Here is a 17,303-nt window from a genome sequence, read left to right on the forward strand (position 1 = left end):
CGACATCCTTTCATTGAGCCGTGGGCACCGCGAGAGCAGGCGCGGCGCGGAACTGGGGGATTCGATCGATCCGAAGACGCTCAGTTGTGCGAGGGGAAGACGCCCTGCATCGCGATCAGGTAGTTGATCACGAGGTAGGGTTGCATGTTGTTGTGCGCCTGCCCGCCGCCGATCTCGGGAATGTTCGTGCCCACGGCCAGCGGGACCTCGCCCGATCCTGCGGTCGCGAAGATCTTCTTGGGATCGCCCGCCGGCAGCGTATTGGTCCCGAACAGATTGTTCGTGGGACCCGCGCTCCGGCCGGCGCCGTTGGTCGTCGAGGCCTGCACCAGGTGATTGTGAGCCGGCATCTGAGCCAGGGTCAGCGTCACGGTCGTTTCGCCGCTGACCATCCCTGCGGGAAACTGACCGGAGCTGCCCGTCGATCCGAGGATGGCCCGGCCACGCAGATCCGGCAGCGCGAATGTCGTCACGCCATTGCCGCCGTAATAGGTGCCGAGCAGTGAGAACAGCGCCTGGTTGGCCTGGATGGCGAGCAGCGCGCCGTTGCAGAACGCCCACCCTCTCGGCGGCTGAGATCCCGCAAAAGGCATGATCTGCCCCAACACAGGCGTCAACGGCATGCGCGTCTCTCCCCAATGTCATTTTGAAACGAATGGCGGCGGCTTGATCAAACAGCCTCCGCATTGAAATTTTTGAGAGCGTGAGAAACAACCTGTAGGAGAAGTCTAGGTTGCGTCGCTCGGATCCGTCAAGACAATAAAGTTCCGTAGATTGCGCTGTTGCCGCTATGCAACGCCAAGCAGAAGTCGTGCCCGGTCTGGTTGAATCGACTTGCCCGGAAGGCGCTGCTTCTCCAAGGTTACGATTGCGTTACCAAAATTTCTTCGAACCAATTTTTTTCAGCGGCACTCTCAGCCAATGAGGGGCCGTAAGGGGCACGACCAAATTGTCAACCGGGACTTGGCGCCGGAATTTTCATGCGGCATGCACGCCTCTGCGGCGTGCGCTGGGTTTTGTTTCGGTGGTTCTTGCCTTGATGCTCGCCTCGATGGTGGGCGCGCAGGCGGCCTGTAACTTCACGACCGGCTCGACCACCAGCACCAGCATCACCATCAACGGAACGGGCGCCGGCAATGCCGTCGGTCTGTGCGTCACCAACGACGTGGTGCTCTGGGGTCTCTACGGACACTCGAATGGCACCAACAGCCCGCCGATTGATGCGTTCAACAATCTCCCGATGACGGCGGGCGGCCTGAGCTACACCAATCTCAGCTACACCGGCGCCAAGGCGACCTACACCCTGATTCCCGTGCCGATCGGCGGCGACTTCACGCAGGTGCCGGAATACACCATCCGGATCGATTCGCTGTCCGGATCGGGAACCGAGAACATCACGCTCTTTTATGCGAGCGACTGCTCGCACACCGCCGGCAATTGTAGCGGCGCCGGCACCACCAACACCTCGTTCACGATCACCGTCACGTTGCCCGGCCCGACCGCGACGCAGGCCATCGCGTCGAAGTCGCTGACCGTCAATACCGCCGCGACATCCTTCACGCCGGTCACCGGCTCCGGCGGCACCGCACCGCTCAGCTATGGCATCGCCCCGACGCTGCCGACCGGTCTGTCCTTCAACACGTCCACGGGCGCCATCACCGGTACGCCCACGGTCACCAGTGCCGCGACCACCTACACGGTCACGATCACCGATGCCAACTCCGCGACCGCCAGCAATACCTTCAGCCTCACGGTCAACGGCGCGGTGACGGCCACGCAGTCCGTTGCCTCCAAGACGCTGACGCAGAATCAACCATCGACCAACTTCACGCCGGTCACCGGCGGCGGCGGCACCCCGGCCTACACCTACAGCGTGTCACCGTCCCTGCCCACCGGTCTCACGCTCAACACATCGACCGGCGCGATCACCGGCACGCCGACGGCCGCGAGCGGCGCCACGACCTACACCGTGACCGTGACCGACGCGAACAGCGCGACCGCCTCGAACACGTTCAGTCTGACAGTCAACTCGGCCGTGACCGCGACCCAATCGGTCGCTTCGAAGACGCTGACGCAGAATGTGGCCGCGACATCGTTCACGCCGGTCACCGGCGGCGGCGGCACCCCGTCGCTCAGTTACAGCATCGCGCCCGCGCTGCCCGCCGGCCTCTCGCTCAACACCTCCAGCGGCGCGATCACGGGCACGCCGACCGCAAGCAGCGGCGCGACCACGTACACGGTGACCGTCACCGATTCCAACAGTGCCACAGCCAGCAATACGTTCAGCCTGACGGTGAACACCGCCGTCACCGCGACGCAGTCGGTGAGCTCGGCCACGGTGACCGTGAACACGGCCATCACGACGTTCACCCCTGTCACCGGCGGTGGCGGCACAACGCCGCGGTCCTATGCCATCGCGCCGACCTTGCCGACCGGACTCAGCTTCAACACCAGCACCGGCCAGGTCAGCGGCACGCCGACGGTGACCAGCAGCACGACCACCTACACGGTGACGGTGACGGATTCCAACGGCGGCACCGCCAGCAACACCTTCCAGCTCACCGTCAATGGGCCGGTGAGCGCGACGCAGGCGATCGCCTCGAAGACGCTGACGCAGAATGCCGCAGCGACGTCGTTCACGCCGGTGACCGGATCGGGCGGCACGCCGCCGCTCTCCTACGGCGTTGCCCCCGCGCTGCCGACGGGCCTGACGCTCAACACCTCGACCGGCGCGATCACCGGCACACCGACCGTGACCAGCGGCGCTACGACCTACACGGTCACGGTCACCGACGCCAACACTGCCACGGCCAGCAATACGTTCAGCCTGACGGTGAACAGCGCGGTCACCGCGACGCAGGCGATCGCCTCGCGGACCTTCACCGCCAACCAGGCCATCACCGCCTTCACCCCGGTCACCGGTGGCGGCGGCACGGGGACACTGACATATTCGATCTCTCCGTCCCTTCCGGCCGGCCTCAGCATCAGCGCCTCCACGGGCGCGATCTCCGGCACGCCTTCGACGAGCGCGGCGACCGCGACGTACACCGTGACCGTCACCGACACCAACAACGGGACCGCCACGAACACCTTCAGCCTGACAGTCAACGGCGCTGTCAGCGCCACCCAGTCGATCCCGGCCAAGTCCCTGACCGTCAATGTCGCCGCGACATCCTTCACCCCGGTGACCGGGGGCGGCGGCACGTCGCCGCTCACCTATGGCATCGCACCGACACTGCCCGCCGGGCTCAGCTTCAACACCTCGACGGGTGCCATCACGGGCACGCCAACCGCGATCAGCACGGCCGCGACCTATACGGTCACCGTGAGCGACGCCAACAGTGCCAGCGCCAGCAACACGTTCAGCCTGGCCGTTAACGGTGCCGTGACGGCGACCCAGGCGATCGCGTCCAAAGGATTGACCGTCAACACGGCGGTGACCTCCTTTACACCGATCACCGGCGCCGGCGGCACCTCGCCGCTGAGCTACGGCATCGCGCCGGCGCTGCCCGCAGGGCTCGCCTTCAATACGACCTCGGGTGCGATCACGGGCACGCCGACGGCCACCAGCGGCGCCACGACCTATACGGTCACGGTGACCGACGCCAACACTGCAACGGCGACCAATACGTTCAGCCTGGCGGTGAACGGCGCGGTCAGCGCGACCCAGGCGATCGCGTCGACCACCCTCACTGCGAACCACGCCGTGACGCCGTTCACGCCGGTCACGGGCGGCGGCGGCACCGCGCCGCTCACCTATTCCGTCTCGCCGACGCTCCCCGCGGGACTGTCCCTCAATGCGGCCAACGGCAGCATCTCCGGAACGCCCACGGTGACCAGCGCGGCGACGACATTCACCGTGACCGTGACCGACGCCGCCAACGCGACCGCGAGCAACACATTCAGCCTGACCATCAATGGTGCGGTGACGGCCACGACGGCCGTGCCGTCCAGCTCGCTGCCGATCAACCAAGCGGTGACGCCATTCACGCCGGTCACGGGCTCGGGCGGTACCGGCACGCTGGTGTTTGCCGTTTCACCGGCTCTGCCGGCCGGCTTGAGCTTCAACACGAGCAATGGCCAGATCACCGGCACGCCGACGGTTCCGGCGGCAATGACCACGTATACGGTGACCGTGACCGACACCAACAGTGCCTCGGCCAATGCCACCTTCAATCTGTCGGTGGGCCAATTGGTCACGACGGTCGCGCTGACCTCGTCGCAGAACCCGAGCCAGTTCGGGCAGCCCGTGACCTTCACGGCCACGGTGTCAGCGTCGGGCGGCACCCCGACCGGAACGGTCACCTTCAACGACAATGGCACGCCGATCGGCACGGCGACGCTGGCGGGCGGCGTTGCGACGTTCGCCACCTCGACGCTCGCGGTCGGCAGCCACACGATCACGGCGAGCTATGCCGGCACCACGCTGTTTACGGCGAGCACCTCGCCCGGCCTTGCCCAGACCGTCAACGTGCCGGTCGACAGCGTTCGGCTGCGCTCGCTGCAGCAGACCGTCAGCAAGCTGGTGGCGCAGAATTCCGGGCAGGCGATCTCCGGCGCGATCGATGACGCCATCGCCGACGGCTTCAACGATGGCGGTTCGTTCCTGACGCCCGGCAATGCCCGCATGCGCTTCAACTTCTCGGCCGATCCGCGCGATCAGGACGAGCGGTCCCCGGCCGGCGACCGCGCTGGCAGCGGCGACAGCAACGCCTATTCCTCGCTGCTGCCGGGCGCGTCCCAGCCACGTGGACGTGGTCGCGGCCGGATCGACGATGCGTTCGCGGCCATCGATCGTGGCGACAGGAAGCAGGCCGCGCCGAAATGGCACGAGCAGAAGGAGTGGCTGCTGTGGGCCGATGTGCGCGGTTCTGGCGTCGATCGCTGGGGCAGCACCAGCATCGGCGGCGTCACCCAGGCCAGCCAAGCCTCGATCTATGGCCAGCAGCTCAACGCCACGATGGGATTGACCTACCGCGCCGCGCCGAACTTCCTCGTCGGCGTGCTCGGCGGCTACGAGACCTTCAGCTACACCCAGCAGGACATCAACGGGAAGCTGAAGGGCGACGGCTGGACCACCGGCGCCTATCTCGGCTGGAAGATCATTCCCACGCTGCGCTTCGATGCAGCCGTAGCCTATTCCGGCATCGGCTATGACGGCAGCGCCGGAACCGCCCAGGGCAATTTCAGCGGCCAGCGCTGGATGGTTTCCACCGGTCTGACCGGCACGTATAAATGGGCCGGCCTGGTGCTGGAGCCGTCCACCAAGGTCTATGCATTGTGGGAACACCAGAACGCCTATACGGACTCGCTGGGCACGCGGCAGGGCACCAACGATTTCGCCAGCGGCCGCGCGTCGGGGGGCCTGCGCGCCGCCTACCCTGTCGCCTGGCTCGATAGCGGGCTTCTTCTGACGCCGTTCGTCGGCCTGTACGGCGACTACTACTTCACCAGGGAGGATGCCAACACGCTCGCCGCCGGCGCGCTGGCCTCGACTCCGCTGCTGCAAGGCTGGTCGGCCCGCGCCACCGGGGGTCTCGGCATCCAGACAGCCGGCGGCATCGGTGTCGGCCTCGGTGCCGAGCTCGGCGGCATCGGCAGCAACACCCGCGTCTGGACGTTTTCGGCCAAGGCGCGGGTGCCGTTCAGCGCCCAATAGGCATTCCCAATAGCCCTTGGCGGCGCACTCGAATCGAAACCGCCCCGGCTGGGGCGGCTGGTTCGACGTGCGAGATCGTATGGAAGATCAGTACAGTCCGCGGCCGCCAAGGATCTCGCGGGCCTCGTCAGCGCCGTCCGCCGCGCCGCTCGATGACGGCACGTATCGGCCGCCCTGATCGTAGGACACCGCGCGCGGGTTATCGAGGCTCCGTCCGCGGGTCCGGCTGGAGGCCGACATCTCCGACGTCGCGGCAACCGATGCCAGGTCGGCGGAGGTGTTGCCGAGCGTGTAGGGACGCCCCTCGGGCAGCGGGACCTCGCCGCGAATCGGGCGGCCTGAGCCGATCTCGGGAACGAACGGCCGGGCGGAGGCGACGCGGACGAGAGAAGGCGCCGGCGCCGGGATGCCGGTGCGCAGGGTTGCCATCAGTTGGGTATCGTCGGACCCTTCGAGAGGGGCGCGGCCGACATATTCGACGCGGACGCGGGCGACGCCGTTGCCCTTGAACTCGAGCAGATCGGCCGCCTTGTTGGAGACGTCGATCAGCCGGTTGCCGTGGTACGGGCCGCGATCATTGATGCGGACGATGAGCGATTTGCCGTTGGCGAGATTGGTGACGCGGGCGTAGCTCGGCAGCGGCAGGGTCGGATGGGCGGCCGTCAGCGACGTCATGTCGAAGACCTCGCCATTGGCGGTCAGCCGGCCGTGAAAATCATCGCCATACCAAGAGGCCATGCCCTCGGCGCGATAGTTGGTGTCCTCCTCGGGAACATAGGTCTTGCCGGCGACGGTATAGGGCTTGCCGATGCGGTAGACGCCACCGCCCTTCGGCACCGGCTCGCCGAATCCGACGACGCGCGGGCTCGACGACACGCCGTATTTCGGATCGACCTTGCTGGCGAACTTGTTGGAAGAGGCGCAGTTCGCGACCATCAGGCAGGCGAGGACGGCGACGGCACTGCGCACCGCTCTCTCGACCGGATCTGTTTGACCAATCCCCATCGACCCCAATTACCAATGTGCCGGTCGCAGCCGAGCCATCCCATCAGGCCCGCGCGTCCCGGCTTGTCCCCGAGTCGCATCCCCGCAACTCAATGCACAAGGATAACGCAACCCGAAGACGGCGGAAATGGGGTGGGCCCCGCCGTGGTTAACCGGAGCTTTCCTGCGGTTGTGACGTGGACGGTGGCCGCCCAGGCGTGCACTCCGCTGTGCCTCCGTGTTGCGAGTGCACCTTTTTGGACACATATGTTGCGTGAAATCCTCACCTACGAGTGTTCTCATTTCCCGGGACCTGAATCATTTTGACTGTGCAGGGCTGCACGTCGTTTGCTTCACGTGGGGCGCAACAGGGTGTGTTCGCTATGATCGAAGCAATGACGGCAGTGATGGGCTTGGTTGGCGCCGGGATCTTCCTTGCTCATGCGTTTGAAGGCGTCCGCTCGCGGGCCTGAGTCCGGACAGATCGGACAGCCGACGCCATGGTCGGCTCTCGTCCGCGTCGATGTTTGCGTCCGCTTCAATAACGACACTTCAGGAGCATCCCTGAAGCTGGCAGTTTCGACCAGCAGATCATCCAGACCGCTCATCGCCCGGCCCTCGGTTTTCTCCGGCCGGTGCGAGATCGGACCGGTAGCGCAGCCGCAGCAGGTGGCCCATGCGACACCAAGATTTACGACATCAAGCGTTGCGACACCAAGACCTGCTCTCGGGGAGCTTTCTCGCCCTGGCAGCGCTGAGCACGGCAATCTTGTGCTCCGGCCTGATGGCTTTTGCGCTCAGGTGAGCGCGGGCTTTGAGCTGAGGCCGTCCGGGCAGGCGTGAATGCGCCGTTGACGAGCCGCAAGCCCGCACCCTAAACAAGGATCGCGTCGATACCGCGCTGCCGTGGCGTGGACGTCGCCGACGTCCCGGACACGACGCCGGATGGAAGGGTGGCCGAGTGGTTTAAGGCACCGGTCTTGAAAACCGGCGTGCCCGCAAGGGTACCGTGGGTTCGAATCCCACCCCTTCCGCCATTCACGTATTTGCTGGCAGCAAACTGCAGGCAGCCCGATTGGCCCGGCGTTCACGGATCGATACTGGCAGACGCGACAGGCTGAGAAATCCCGCCGCTGAGCAGCTGGGCTTGCCCGCCGCGTCGCGGCGCCGATCAGTGGCTGATGTGCGCGCCGTTGATCGCTCGCGGCGCACCGTGACCGTTCGGCTCGTCGGGCGGCACGCCGACCCGCTCCATCAGTTCGCGAACGTCGCGGATGCGGCTGTCGAGAAGGCCGTGCATCTCAGTCAGCGTCCAACGCAGCTCATCCACCGCGCCCGGCGCCGCGTCGGGAAAATGCGAGAGATGATAGATCATCTCGTTGAGCACCTGCCGCAGCCCGTACAGGTCGTCATGGGCGAGCTTCTGGACGTCGAGCTGGCCGAGCAGCCGCTGCACGAAGCTGCGCCGATCGGGCGGCACATGGCGCAGATCGACGAACCGGTTGACGTGGAAGGCGCGCGGCGCCTCGGCACTGCCGGCCGCTTGGGCCAGCGCGAGGCGCACGCTGTCCGCGTTGAGGTCCTCGGTATCGACGGAGAGCGTGTTCGGGAACATGCTCTTGTAGCGTTCGATCAAGGCGTGGGTCTTGTCGTAGTACCAGCCGAACTTCTCGGCCAGCGACAGATCCATCCATTGCTGCTTCGACATCTCTCCGAAGTGGAAAGCGGTCGGACGCTTGCGCTGCGCGGCCGGCGAGTCGGCGTAGTAGAGGTGGTTCTGCGGCGACAGCTCGGCATTCTCCACCAGGCTTGCGATGCATGCCGCGCGGTCACGCCGGCGCAGATGCACCAGCGTGACCTGATCGCCGAGGAGCTCGGCGATGATCGGCAGCACGGCCGCATAACCATTGCCGACGACGCACGCATGGGGGCAATCGAGGATCGTCTGACGAATCTGATCCGTGAAGCCGGGATCGTTGGTTTCCTTGAGCTGGCAGAAGAGCTCATTGAGCTCGCTCGACGCCCATTCGTGCACGGCCCTGTCGCCGTTGCCCTGGTTGTCGAACACCTCCTGCATCATCCGCGTCAGCGACGTCGTGCCGTCCCGGCCGGTGCCGACGCACAGCACCCGCAGCGTGGAAGGCGGAGAATTCCTCAGGGCCGCGTCGCGGCCATTGCCGGAGGGGCGCGTCGCTCCATTGTCCGAGACCACGGCCAGGCGCTTACGCGCCAGCCGGCGAAGCTCCGCGGACGCCGCCTCCCACTCCAGCCTATAGCCGTCGCGCTCGTCGCGCAGGCGGCCCATGATCACGCCCCTTTCTTCCGTGATGCGCCTGTACCGCTCGGACTCGTCCTTCGCGGCGATCAACTCCGCTTGCAGCGCATCGACGAAGCGTTTCACATCCGCATCGAGGCGGCTTTCGGTGCTGGCGGTGTCAATCCCCAACCGGTTCTCGATCCACCGGCGCAGTCGCACTCTCGACAACAATAATCCTCCAAGAAATCGAGCCGAACGGCCTGCTGATCGTCAGCCGCCCGATCGCTGCTGCGATTCAGCACGCCTGCGAAGACCGCCCTGCCGGCTCCGGCTCTCCATGTAATACAATTGCAATGTACATCAAACTGCATCGCAATTCGGTTGCAGAGGCAGCGATGTTGGCCGGCACGTTGCGCGAGCCGCGCCCGCTCGTGCCCGAAAAATGTGCATGCCGCGCGACTAATGGCCATTTGAGGGTACTAATGCACCGCGATGCGGCGTGGGCGCGGTGGTCATGCGTCACGGCACGCCGCCGGCGCCGCTGCTGCCAACGGGCACGGCCGCGACGACGCCAACTCCGTTGAGCTAGTCCAGCCCGCGCTCGCGACTCAGGCGCACCATCTCGTCGATGAAGATCTGCTTCTGCTTGTCGTCGAGGCTGGTGAACAGCGGTTCCGATGTGTCGGCCACCGCGCGCTGGTCGGCGGCACGATCGACCAGGAACTGAGCCTCGTTGCGCATCTGCTCGACGATGTCGTCCGGCGGATCGCGCTTCGACCGCGCGATGCGCAGCTCGAGTCGATCCGCGCCGTTGCGGCCGAGCGCGTGCATCGCGTTGGCGAACGGACCCCAGTTCTTCGCCTGCTCTTCCGTCAGGTTCAGCCCGGTCTTCAGGCGCTCGATATTGCTATCGCTGTTGGCGACGATCTGTTCGGCCGTGAGTTGCGGGGCGCCCGGCTGCGTCAGCATCGGCGTCGCCTTGGCGACCTTGCTCGTCTTCGTCGCCTTGGAAGGCTTCGCCTTCCTGCCCTCGGCCGGCGGCGCCTCGGGCTGCGCACTCTGCTGGCCGCTGTTGCCGGTGAACGCCCCGGTCACGCCGGTGACCACGCCGACGACACCGCCGATCGCGCCGCCGAGCACACCGCCGACCGGGCCCGCCGCCCTGTTGCCTTCGCGCGCACCCTGCTCGACGCACTTGAACAGGCCCTGCGCGGCAGGCTGACGCGGCAGGCCCACAAGGCCAATGAGGCCTATTGACACTCCTATTGCGATGCACCGGAAAGACCGGCGCCAGATGCCGGGGCTCATCATCATCAGTTCAGGCTCCGTGCGCAGTCGCTGGTCGTGACGACCATGATTCCAACGAATTCTACCGTTGCCGCAACGCGCAAGTCCATCTGCCGCACGCGGCGCCATGCATCGGACGTGCCCAGCTGCACTGGTTCCTCTCGGCTTCCTGCTCGGCCGAGACGCGCTTTGCACTGCAACGCTCAGCACTGCGATGCAATCAGTTGCGGAACCTGCGACGAAATGTGCACGCCATTAGTTCTAGGATTCGCCTCACCGGCTTTCTCGACAGCCGCTCGCAATTCTGCTCTGATTGCATCCAAGCGAAATCCATGCGCGCATGACGCGACGCAACAACTAACAAATCGGATTCGCATCGACAGAATGCTTGGCTCACCAGGGAGGGAACGCCATGTCACGGAGGAAGCTGAACCGCCGACAATTCGTTGCTGCGACCGCTGCCACCTCGGCGGTCATGATTGCCGCGCCCTATGTGCGTGGCGCCCACGCCGCCGGCAAGCTCTCGATCGGCTTCTGGGACCATTGGGTTCCGGGCGCCAACCAGGCTTCGACCGATCTCGTCAACGAGTGGGCCGCCAAGGAGAAGGTCGAGGTTCAGATCGACTACATCACCAGCCAGGGCAAGAAGATCGAGCTGACGATCGCCGCCGAGGGCGCCGCGAAGTCCGGCCACGATCTGATCGCCATGCCGACCTGGTGGCCGCATGCGCATGCGGAACTGCTGGAGCCGGTCAACGACATCATGGAGCCGATCATCCAGGAGAACGGCGAGGTCAACGGCACCGTCAAATATCTCGGACAGTCCGGCGGCAAATGGCTCGCCGTGCCGGCCTGCGTCGGCAGTCAGATCAAGGGTCCCTGCTCCCGCATCGATCTGATGAAGAAGCATGCGGGCATCGACGTGCAGGAGATGTATCCGGCCGGATCTCCACCGAAGGCCGACAATTGGACCACGGAGACCTTCCTGAAAGCGGCGGAGGCCTGCCATAAGGCTGGCGTGCCGTTCGGCATCGGGCTTGGCGAAACCACCGACAGCGTGGACTCCGCCGGCGCGTTCTTCCAGGCGTTCGGCGCGGATCTCGTCAACGCCAAGGGCGATGTCACGGTGAAGACGGATGCCGTGCGCCAGGCGCTCGAGTTCTACAAGCGGCTGATCGCGGCGCTGCCGCCGGATGTCGCCTCGTGGGACGACGCATCGAACAACAAATGGCTGGTCTCGGGCAGGGGCGCGATGATCATGAATCCGCCGAGCGCCTGGGCGGTGGCCAAGCGCGACGCGCCGCAGATCGCCGAGCAGTGCTGGACCCACGGCTTCCCGGCCGGCCCCAAGGGCCGCTTCGCGCCGTTCCTGCCCTACTTCTGGAGCATCTGGTCGTTCTCCAAGAACAAGGAGGCGGCCAAGAGCCTGATCGTGCACCTGTCGAAGCCGTCATCGATCGAGAAGATGGTGGTGGCGAGCGGCGGCTACGATCTGCCGGCCTATCAGAAGCTGACGACGCTCAAGGTGTGGCAGGAGGAGGGACCGCCGAAGGGGACCCTCTATCACTATCCCAACCCCTATAATCACCAGACGCTGTCGATCGCAGCCTCCCCTGCTCCGCCCAAGATCGCGCAGCAGATCTATGCGCAGGCGACGATGACCAAGATGTGCCTGCGCTACGCTCAGGGCGAGAAGATGGAATCGACCCTCGCCTGGGCTGAAGGCGAGTGCGAGGGCTTCATGCGCAGCTGAGGCATGCTCGAAGCAACGCCGGCGGTCCGCTTCAGCAGGCGGGCCGCCCCCTTTCACCTTGTCAGTGTTTCCCATCCAGTGAGGACCCCGCTGTCGCAGGGGACATCACGAGGAGCCTTTTCTCATGGTTGATGCCGCCATCGGTGAAAACGCCGTCGCCCGCCCTCGCGCGGCCCGCCGCAATGGTCTGCACAGGGCGTTGAAGCGGAAATCGACCGCCGCTTTCCTGATGACGCTGCCGCTGATCCTGCTGATCGTGCTCCTGGTCGTCTATCCCGCCCTGTATTCGGTGCATCTGGCGACCCTGAACAAGTCGATGCAGCGCTTCGTCGGCTTCGGCAATTTCGAGTTCCTGTTCAAGCGCGACACGTTCTGGCTGGTCGTCAAGCAATCCTGCATCTTCGCGATCACGGCCGTCGTGTTCAAGGCGCTGATCGGCTTCATCGTCGCTCATTTCGTCCACAACATCCCCGCCAAGGGGCAGCGCAAATGGCGCGGCATGCTGCTGGTACCCTGGGTGATCCCGCCGGCGATGAGCACGCTGGCCTGGCTGTGGCTGTTCGACCCGTCCTACAGCGCTTTCAACTACACGCTCGCCTTCTTCGGCATCGGCCCGATCCCGTGGACCGGGGAAGCCGCCTGGGCGCGGTTCTCGGTGATCCTGGTCAACATCTGGTACGGCGCGCCGTTCTTCATGATCATGTACCTGGCCTCGCTGAAATCTGTCCCGGACCAGCTCTATGAGGCCGCGGCGATCGATGGCGCCAATTGGTGGCAGCGGATCTGGTACGTGACCCTGCCGATGATGCGCAACATCATCGCGATCACGACGCTGTTCTCTCTGATCGTGACGTTCGCCAATTTCGACATCGTGCGCATCCTCACCGCCGGCGGCCCGCTCGACAAGACGCACATCTTCGCGACCTGGGCGTTCCGCGTCGGCATCGAGGGCAGCGACATTCCGCTCGGCGCCAGCGTCTCGCTGTTCATGGTGCCGATCCTGGCGGTCGCCGCCATCTTCATCCTGCGCGACGTCAACAAGCGGGGGAACGAGTCCTGATGAGCACCGTCACGATCGACAAGGCCGGCCCGACCCGTACCGTCAAATATGGCTCGATGAGCCGCGACCGCGCCTGGGCGCTGCGCTGGTCGTATTTCTTCCTGACGCTGTTCGCGATCTTCTCGCTGGTGCCGCCGCTCTACATGCTGATCACCTCGCTGAAGGGCAGCGCGGAGATCTCCGCGGCCACCAATCCGTGGTGGGTATTCCATCCGACGCTGGAGAACTATGTCGAGCTGCTCACCTCGAACCAGTTTCAGCGCTTCTTCTTCAACTCGGCCATGGTCTCGATCGTCGTGGTGATCATCACCATGCTGATCAGCATCCCCGCCGCATTCGCGCTGTCGCGGATGAAGTTCTGGGGCTCGGCGACGCTGGCGACCGGCGTATTCCTGACCTATCTGATCCCGGACAGCCTGCTGTTCATTCCGCTGTTCAAGATGTTCGCGCTGATCGGCGACGTCACCGGCATCCAGTTGATCAATCGCTGGTACGTGCTGCTGTTCATCTATCCAACCCTGACGGTGCCGTTCTGCACCTGGATCATGATCGGCTATTTCGCCTCGATCCCGAAGGAGCTCGACGAGGCCGCGATCATCGACGGCGCCTCCTGGCTGCAGACGCTGACGCGGATCTTCATTCCCGTCGCCCTGCCCGGTCTGATCGCCGCGACGATCTTCGCCTTCACCGTCTCGTGGGCGCAGTTCCTGTATCCCCTGGTGTTCACGACCTCGACCGACCAACTGGTGCTGCCGGTCGGCATCGTCACGAGCCTGATCAAGGGCGACGTCTTCAACTGGGGACAGATCATGACCGGCGCGCTGCTGGGCGCGGCGCCGCCGCTGATCATCTACGCGTTCCTGATGGACTATTACATTGCCGGGCTCACCGCCGGCGCGACCAAAGGCTGATGACGGGGGTTGATCACAGATGGCTGAAGTGAGCTTGCGCAAGGTCGTGAAGCGTTACGACGACGTCGAGGCGGTCAGGGGCATCGATCTCGATATCGCCGACCACGAGTTCGTCGTGCTGGTCGGCCCGTCCGGCTGCGGCAAGTCGACGACATTGCGGATGATCGCAGGGCTCGAGGACATCTCCGACGGCGACATCACGATCGGCGGCGATGTCGTCAACGACGTGCCGCCGAAGGATCGCGACATCGCCATGGTGTTCCAGAACTACGCCCTCTACCCGCACATGACGGTGGCCGAGAACATGTCGTTCGGGCTGCGGCTGAAGCACTACCCGAAGGCCGAGATCAAGAGCCGCGTGGCGGAGGCCGCGCGCATGCTGGACATCGCCGACCTCGTCGACCGCAAGCCCAAGCAGCTCTCCGGCGGCCAGCGCCAGCGCGTCGCGATGGGCCGTGCGATCGTGCGCAATCCCAAGGTGTTCCTGTTCGACGAGCCGCTGTCCAACCTCGACGCCAAGCTGCGCGTGCAGATGCGCATCGAGATCAAGAAGGTGCACCAGAAGGTCCGCACCACGACGGTCTACGTCACGCACGACCAGGTCGAGGCGATGACCCTGGCCGATCGTGTCGTGGTCATGAACAAGGGCCGCATCGAGCAGATCGGCACGCCGAACGAGCTGTACCACAATCCGGCGACACGCTTCGTCGCCGGCTTCATCGGCTCGCCCGCAATGAACTTCGTGCCGTGCCGGCTCGAGGAGGCCAATGGCCGGCTCCACATCCGCCTCACCGACCGGATCGCCTTTCCGCTGCCGCCGGCGCGCGCCGCGCGCTATCAATCCGTGTCACGGAACGAGCCGCTGCTGCTCGGCATCCGGCCGGAGCACATCGCCGAGACCAAGCCGCATGCGGAGCCTGGGATTGAGCCGTTCGAGGCGCTGCTCGACGTCACCGAGCCGATGGGCATGGAGACGCTTGTCTACTTCACCCTCAACGAGACGCCGGTCTGCGGGCGGGTCAACCCCAATGCCGGCGCGCGGGATGGCAGCCCTCTGCGCATGGCAATGGACCTCAACAACATGCACCTGCTAAATGAGGCTTCAGGCCTCGTCATCTGACGAGCATAAGAAGCTTCAAGGGCAGGACATGACCACCAGGACGGCAACCAACAAGAACAAGATCCTCGTCACGGAATCCTTCTCGGCCAAGGGCCGCGCGCTGCTGGCGGCGCGCGATGATGTCGAGATGATCGAGTTCCCCAACATGATCTCGGCGGTGGATTTTTCCGACCTGCTGAAGTCCCACGCGCCGGTGCACGGCGTCGCGCTCGGCGCCACGCGCTTCGGAGAGCCGGAGCTGATCGCGGCCGGCGACATGAAAGTCGTCACCCGAATCGGCGTCGGCTTCGACGCGGTCGATGTGCCCGCGCTCTCCAGGCACAAGGTGCCGCTGATGGTCGCGGGCACGGCGAACTCGCCCTCGGTTGCCGAGCAGGCGCTGTTCATGATGCTGACGCTGGCCAAGCGCGCCAACGAGATGCATGCGATGGTCAAGGACGGCACCTGGGGCGCGCGCCTCGGCGTGCTGCCGTTCGATCTCTACGGCAAGACCGTGCTGATCATCGGCTTCGGCCGCATCGGCACCCGCACCGCCAAGCGCTGCCTCGCGATGGAGATGCAGGTCCTGGTCTACGATCCCTACAAGCCCGCAGCCGACATCACCGCCGCGGGCTGCGAGCCCGTTGCCGATCTCGACACTGCGCTCCCGCGCGCCGACTTCGTCAGCATCCACTGCCCGAAGACCCCGGAGACCATCGGCCTGTTCAACGCCGGGCGTCTCAAGCTGATGAAGCCGACGGCGTATCTGATCAACACCGCGCGCGGCGGCCTGATCGACGAGGCGGCGCTCTACGACGCGCTGTCCTCGGGCCGGCTCGCCGGCGCTGGCCTCGACGTGTTCGAGCAGGAGCCGCCGCCGGTCGGCCACGCGCTGCATGCGCTGCCCAACGTGATCATGGCTCCGCACGTCGCTGGCGTGACGCGAGAGGCGGTCGACCGCATGAGCGAGCAGACGGCGCGCAACATTCTCAGCGTGCTCGATGGCGATCCGATTCGGCAGAACGTGATCAATCAGGACGTCTTGTAGTCGTCCGGCCGGTGCAATGGTCCTGTCCCGTCGGCGACGAGGCAGGACCCGCCCTCATCACGCGGATGTCAGGACCTTTCTCCACCGCTTTGGCGCCCAACTTTCAACGCATTCTTGCAACTTGGCCAAATCCAGCTACAACTGTGACTATCGGCGCCGGATTTTACGCGCGCCGGTAGGAACAGAGGCGGCCATGAGTGTTGCGACCGAGCACGCGCTCGCAACGATAGCGAGCATTCTCGATCAGCCTGAAGCGACGAGGTCGGCAGACAAGGCGGCGCCGTCGTCGAAGAAGGCTGCCGCGACTGTCGTCTCTCTCGATCAGGCCGACGGCTACACCAAGCTCGGACCTGGGCCGATTTCCGCGATCCGCTTCCGCTGGACGGCACGGCGGGGCGAGGACGGCTACTATGTCGACGAGACCGTCGGGCCGACCTCGATCGCCGTGAGCAGCGGACCGATGACCGCCGAAGCTGCCGTCAAGACGGTCGACACCCGCGCGCGAGAGGCGATCGAGCGCTTCGAGGCGCTGAAGAACGAGATGACCGGCAAGGGCCCGGTTGCGCCCAGCGAGAGGTAGCGCTCCGGCCGCCCGGACCACTCCGTCTTCGTTGCGATGTCTCCAAATCCCATGGCCGGGTTCCATCCTGGCCATTCGTATTTTGTGGACCTTGAGGCCGCCTGCCGTCCCGCTCCGGAAGGGCCTACCTCCGCGCGCCCAGATAGTCCGGCTTCGCCAGCGGCACGCCGGCGTGACGCAGGATGTCGTAGGCCGTGGTGACGTGAAAGAAGAACTGCGGCAGGCTGAACGTGAGCAGCAATGAGCGACCATCGTCGAAGCTGCGCGTCGCACCGTTGCGGAAGGTGAAGCTGACCTCCCGCTTCGCGCCCTCCTCGATCGCCGCAGGTGGCACGCTGCGCACATCGTCGATCGCGGTTGCAATCCGCGCCTTCAACCCGGCCATATCCGTGTCGCTGTCGGCAACGGTCGGCTGCGCGCGGCCGGCGAGCAGCGCGCAAGCAATGGTGGCGTGGCGGTTGGCTTCGCAGACCTGCCGGATCAGGTTGTACATGTCGGGCGCGAGCCGGGCCTGCAGCAGGTCGGCGGGATCGATGCGGCGCGCCTCGGCAAAGGCAGCGGCCTTGTCGAGCACCCCCGAGAGGTTGTGAAGATAAGGCACGAACACCTCGACCGACGCCTGCACCAAGGAAATGCTCATCAACCAACCTTCCTGCTTGCCCCTC

Annotated in this window: 13 protein-coding genes and 1 tRNA gene; 8 read left to right on the top strand and 6 right to left on the bottom strand. The window is 65.3% G+C overall.

Translation table 11 applies throughout. The features are described from left to right. Positions 1 to 80: 80 nt before the first annotated feature. A complete protein-coding gene (locus ACQR1E_RS01600) occupies positions 81 to 623 on the bottom strand; it encodes a phage tail protein (protein WP_434896579.1) in 543 nt (180 codons plus the stop codon). Between the two features lie 401 nt (positions 624 to 1,024). Here ACQR1E_RS01600 and ACQR1E_RS01605 point away from each other — a divergent pair, with 401 nt between their 5' ends. Then, positions 1,025 to 5,659 carry a beta strand repeat-containing protein gene (locus ACQR1E_RS01605; RefSeq protein ID WP_434896580.1) on the top strand — a complete coding sequence of 1,545 codons (4,635 nt, stop codon included), beginning with the start codon at positions 1,025 to 1,027 and terminating at the stop codon, positions 5,657 to 5,659. Between the two features lie 87 nt (positions 5,660 to 5,746). Here the strand turns inward: ACQR1E_RS01605 and ACQR1E_RS01610 are convergent, their stop codons facing one another. Both ACQR1E_RS01610 and ACQR1E_RS01615 read right to left on the bottom strand, forming a co-directional pair. Further along, a complete protein-coding gene (locus ACQR1E_RS01610; protein ID WP_316172046.1) occupies positions 5,747 to 6,664 on the bottom strand; it encodes a septal ring lytic transglycosylase RlpA family protein in 918 nt (305 codons plus the stop codon). 332 nt (positions 6,665 to 6,996) lie between these two features. After that, a complete protein-coding gene (locus ACQR1E_RS01615) occupies positions 6,997 to 7,251 on the bottom strand; it encodes a hypothetical protein (protein ID WP_316167964.1) in 255 nt (84 codons plus the stop codon). Positions 7,252 to 7,590: 339 nt separating this feature from the next. Here ACQR1E_RS01615 and ACQR1E_RS01620 point away from each other — a divergent pair. Then, positions 7,591 to 7,680 (top strand) — tRNA-Ser (locus ACQR1E_RS01620). A 134-nt stretch (positions 7,681 to 7,814) separates the two neighbouring features. Here the strand turns inward: ACQR1E_RS01620 and ACQR1E_RS01625 are convergent. After that, positions 7,815 to 9,089, bottom strand: coding sequence for a hypothetical protein (locus ACQR1E_RS01625; RefSeq protein WP_434896581.1), 1,275 nt, complete (start codon positions 9,087 to 9,089; stop codon positions 7,815 to 7,817). A gap of 396 nt (positions 9,090 to 9,485) precedes the next feature. Further along, positions 9,486 to 10,130, bottom strand: coding sequence for a Spy/CpxP family protein refolding chaperone (locus ACQR1E_RS01630; protein WP_434896770.1), 645 nt, complete (start codon positions 10,128 to 10,130; stop codon positions 9,486 to 9,488). A 469-nt stretch (positions 10,131 to 10,599) separates the two neighbouring features. On the opposite strand from ACQR1E_RS01630, the gene ACQR1E_RS01635 reads away from it, so the two are divergent. The 6 genes from ACQR1E_RS01635 to ACQR1E_RS01660 all read left to right on the top strand — a co-directional run bounded on the left by ACQR1E_RS01635 (position 10,600) and on the right by ACQR1E_RS01660 (position 16,638). Further along, positions 10,600 to 11,940, top strand: a complete 1,341-nt coding sequence (locus ACQR1E_RS01635) for an ABC transporter substrate-binding protein (protein ID WP_315711956.1) — start codon at positions 10,600 to 10,602, stop codon at positions 11,938 to 11,940. 124 nt (positions 11,941 to 12,064) lie between these two features. Next, a complete protein-coding gene (locus ACQR1E_RS01640) occupies positions 12,065 to 13,000 on the top strand; it encodes a carbohydrate ABC transporter permease (protein ID WP_315751576.1) in 936 nt (311 codons plus the stop codon). Next, entirely contained in the window at positions 13,000 to 13,911 is a 912-nt protein-coding gene (locus ACQR1E_RS01645; RefSeq protein WP_315711960.1) for a carbohydrate ABC transporter permease, read from the top strand. Before ACQR1E_RS01640 ends, ACQR1E_RS01645 begins: the two co-directional genes overlap by 1 nt. Positions 13,912 to 13,930: 19 nt before the next feature. Next, on the top strand, positions 13,931 to 15,031 hold the full coding sequence (locus ACQR1E_RS01650) for an ABC transporter ATP-binding protein (protein WP_315711961.1): 1,101 nt from the start codon (positions 13,931 to 13,933) through the stop codon (positions 15,029 to 15,031). A 28-nt stretch (positions 15,032 to 15,059) separates the two neighbouring features. Further along, on the top strand, positions 15,060 to 16,058 hold the full coding sequence (locus ACQR1E_RS01655) for a hydroxyacid dehydrogenase (protein WP_434896582.1): 999 nt from the start codon (positions 15,060 to 15,062) through the stop codon (positions 16,056 to 16,058). A gap of 193 nt (positions 16,059 to 16,251) precedes the next feature. Then, on the top strand, positions 16,252 to 16,638 hold the full coding sequence (locus ACQR1E_RS01660; protein ID WP_315711965.1) for a hypothetical protein: 387 nt from the start codon (positions 16,252 to 16,254) through the stop codon (positions 16,636 to 16,638). 124 nt (positions 16,639 to 16,762) lie between these two features. On the opposite strand, the gene ACQR1E_RS01665 is transcribed toward ACQR1E_RS01660, so the two are convergent. Continuing rightward, complete coding sequence (locus tag ACQR1E_RS01665) at positions 16,763 to 17,278, bottom strand: DUF1993 domain-containing protein (protein ID WP_315751578.1); 516 nt, start codon at positions 17,276 to 17,278, stop codon at positions 16,763 to 16,765. Positions 17,279 to 17,303: the final 25 nt, after the last annotated feature.

The organism is Bradyrhizobium sp. HKCCYLRH1030 (genome assembly GCF_051168395.1).
Classification (GTDB): domain Bacteria; phylum Pseudomonadota; class Alphaproteobacteria; order Rhizobiales; family Xanthobacteraceae; genus Bradyrhizobium.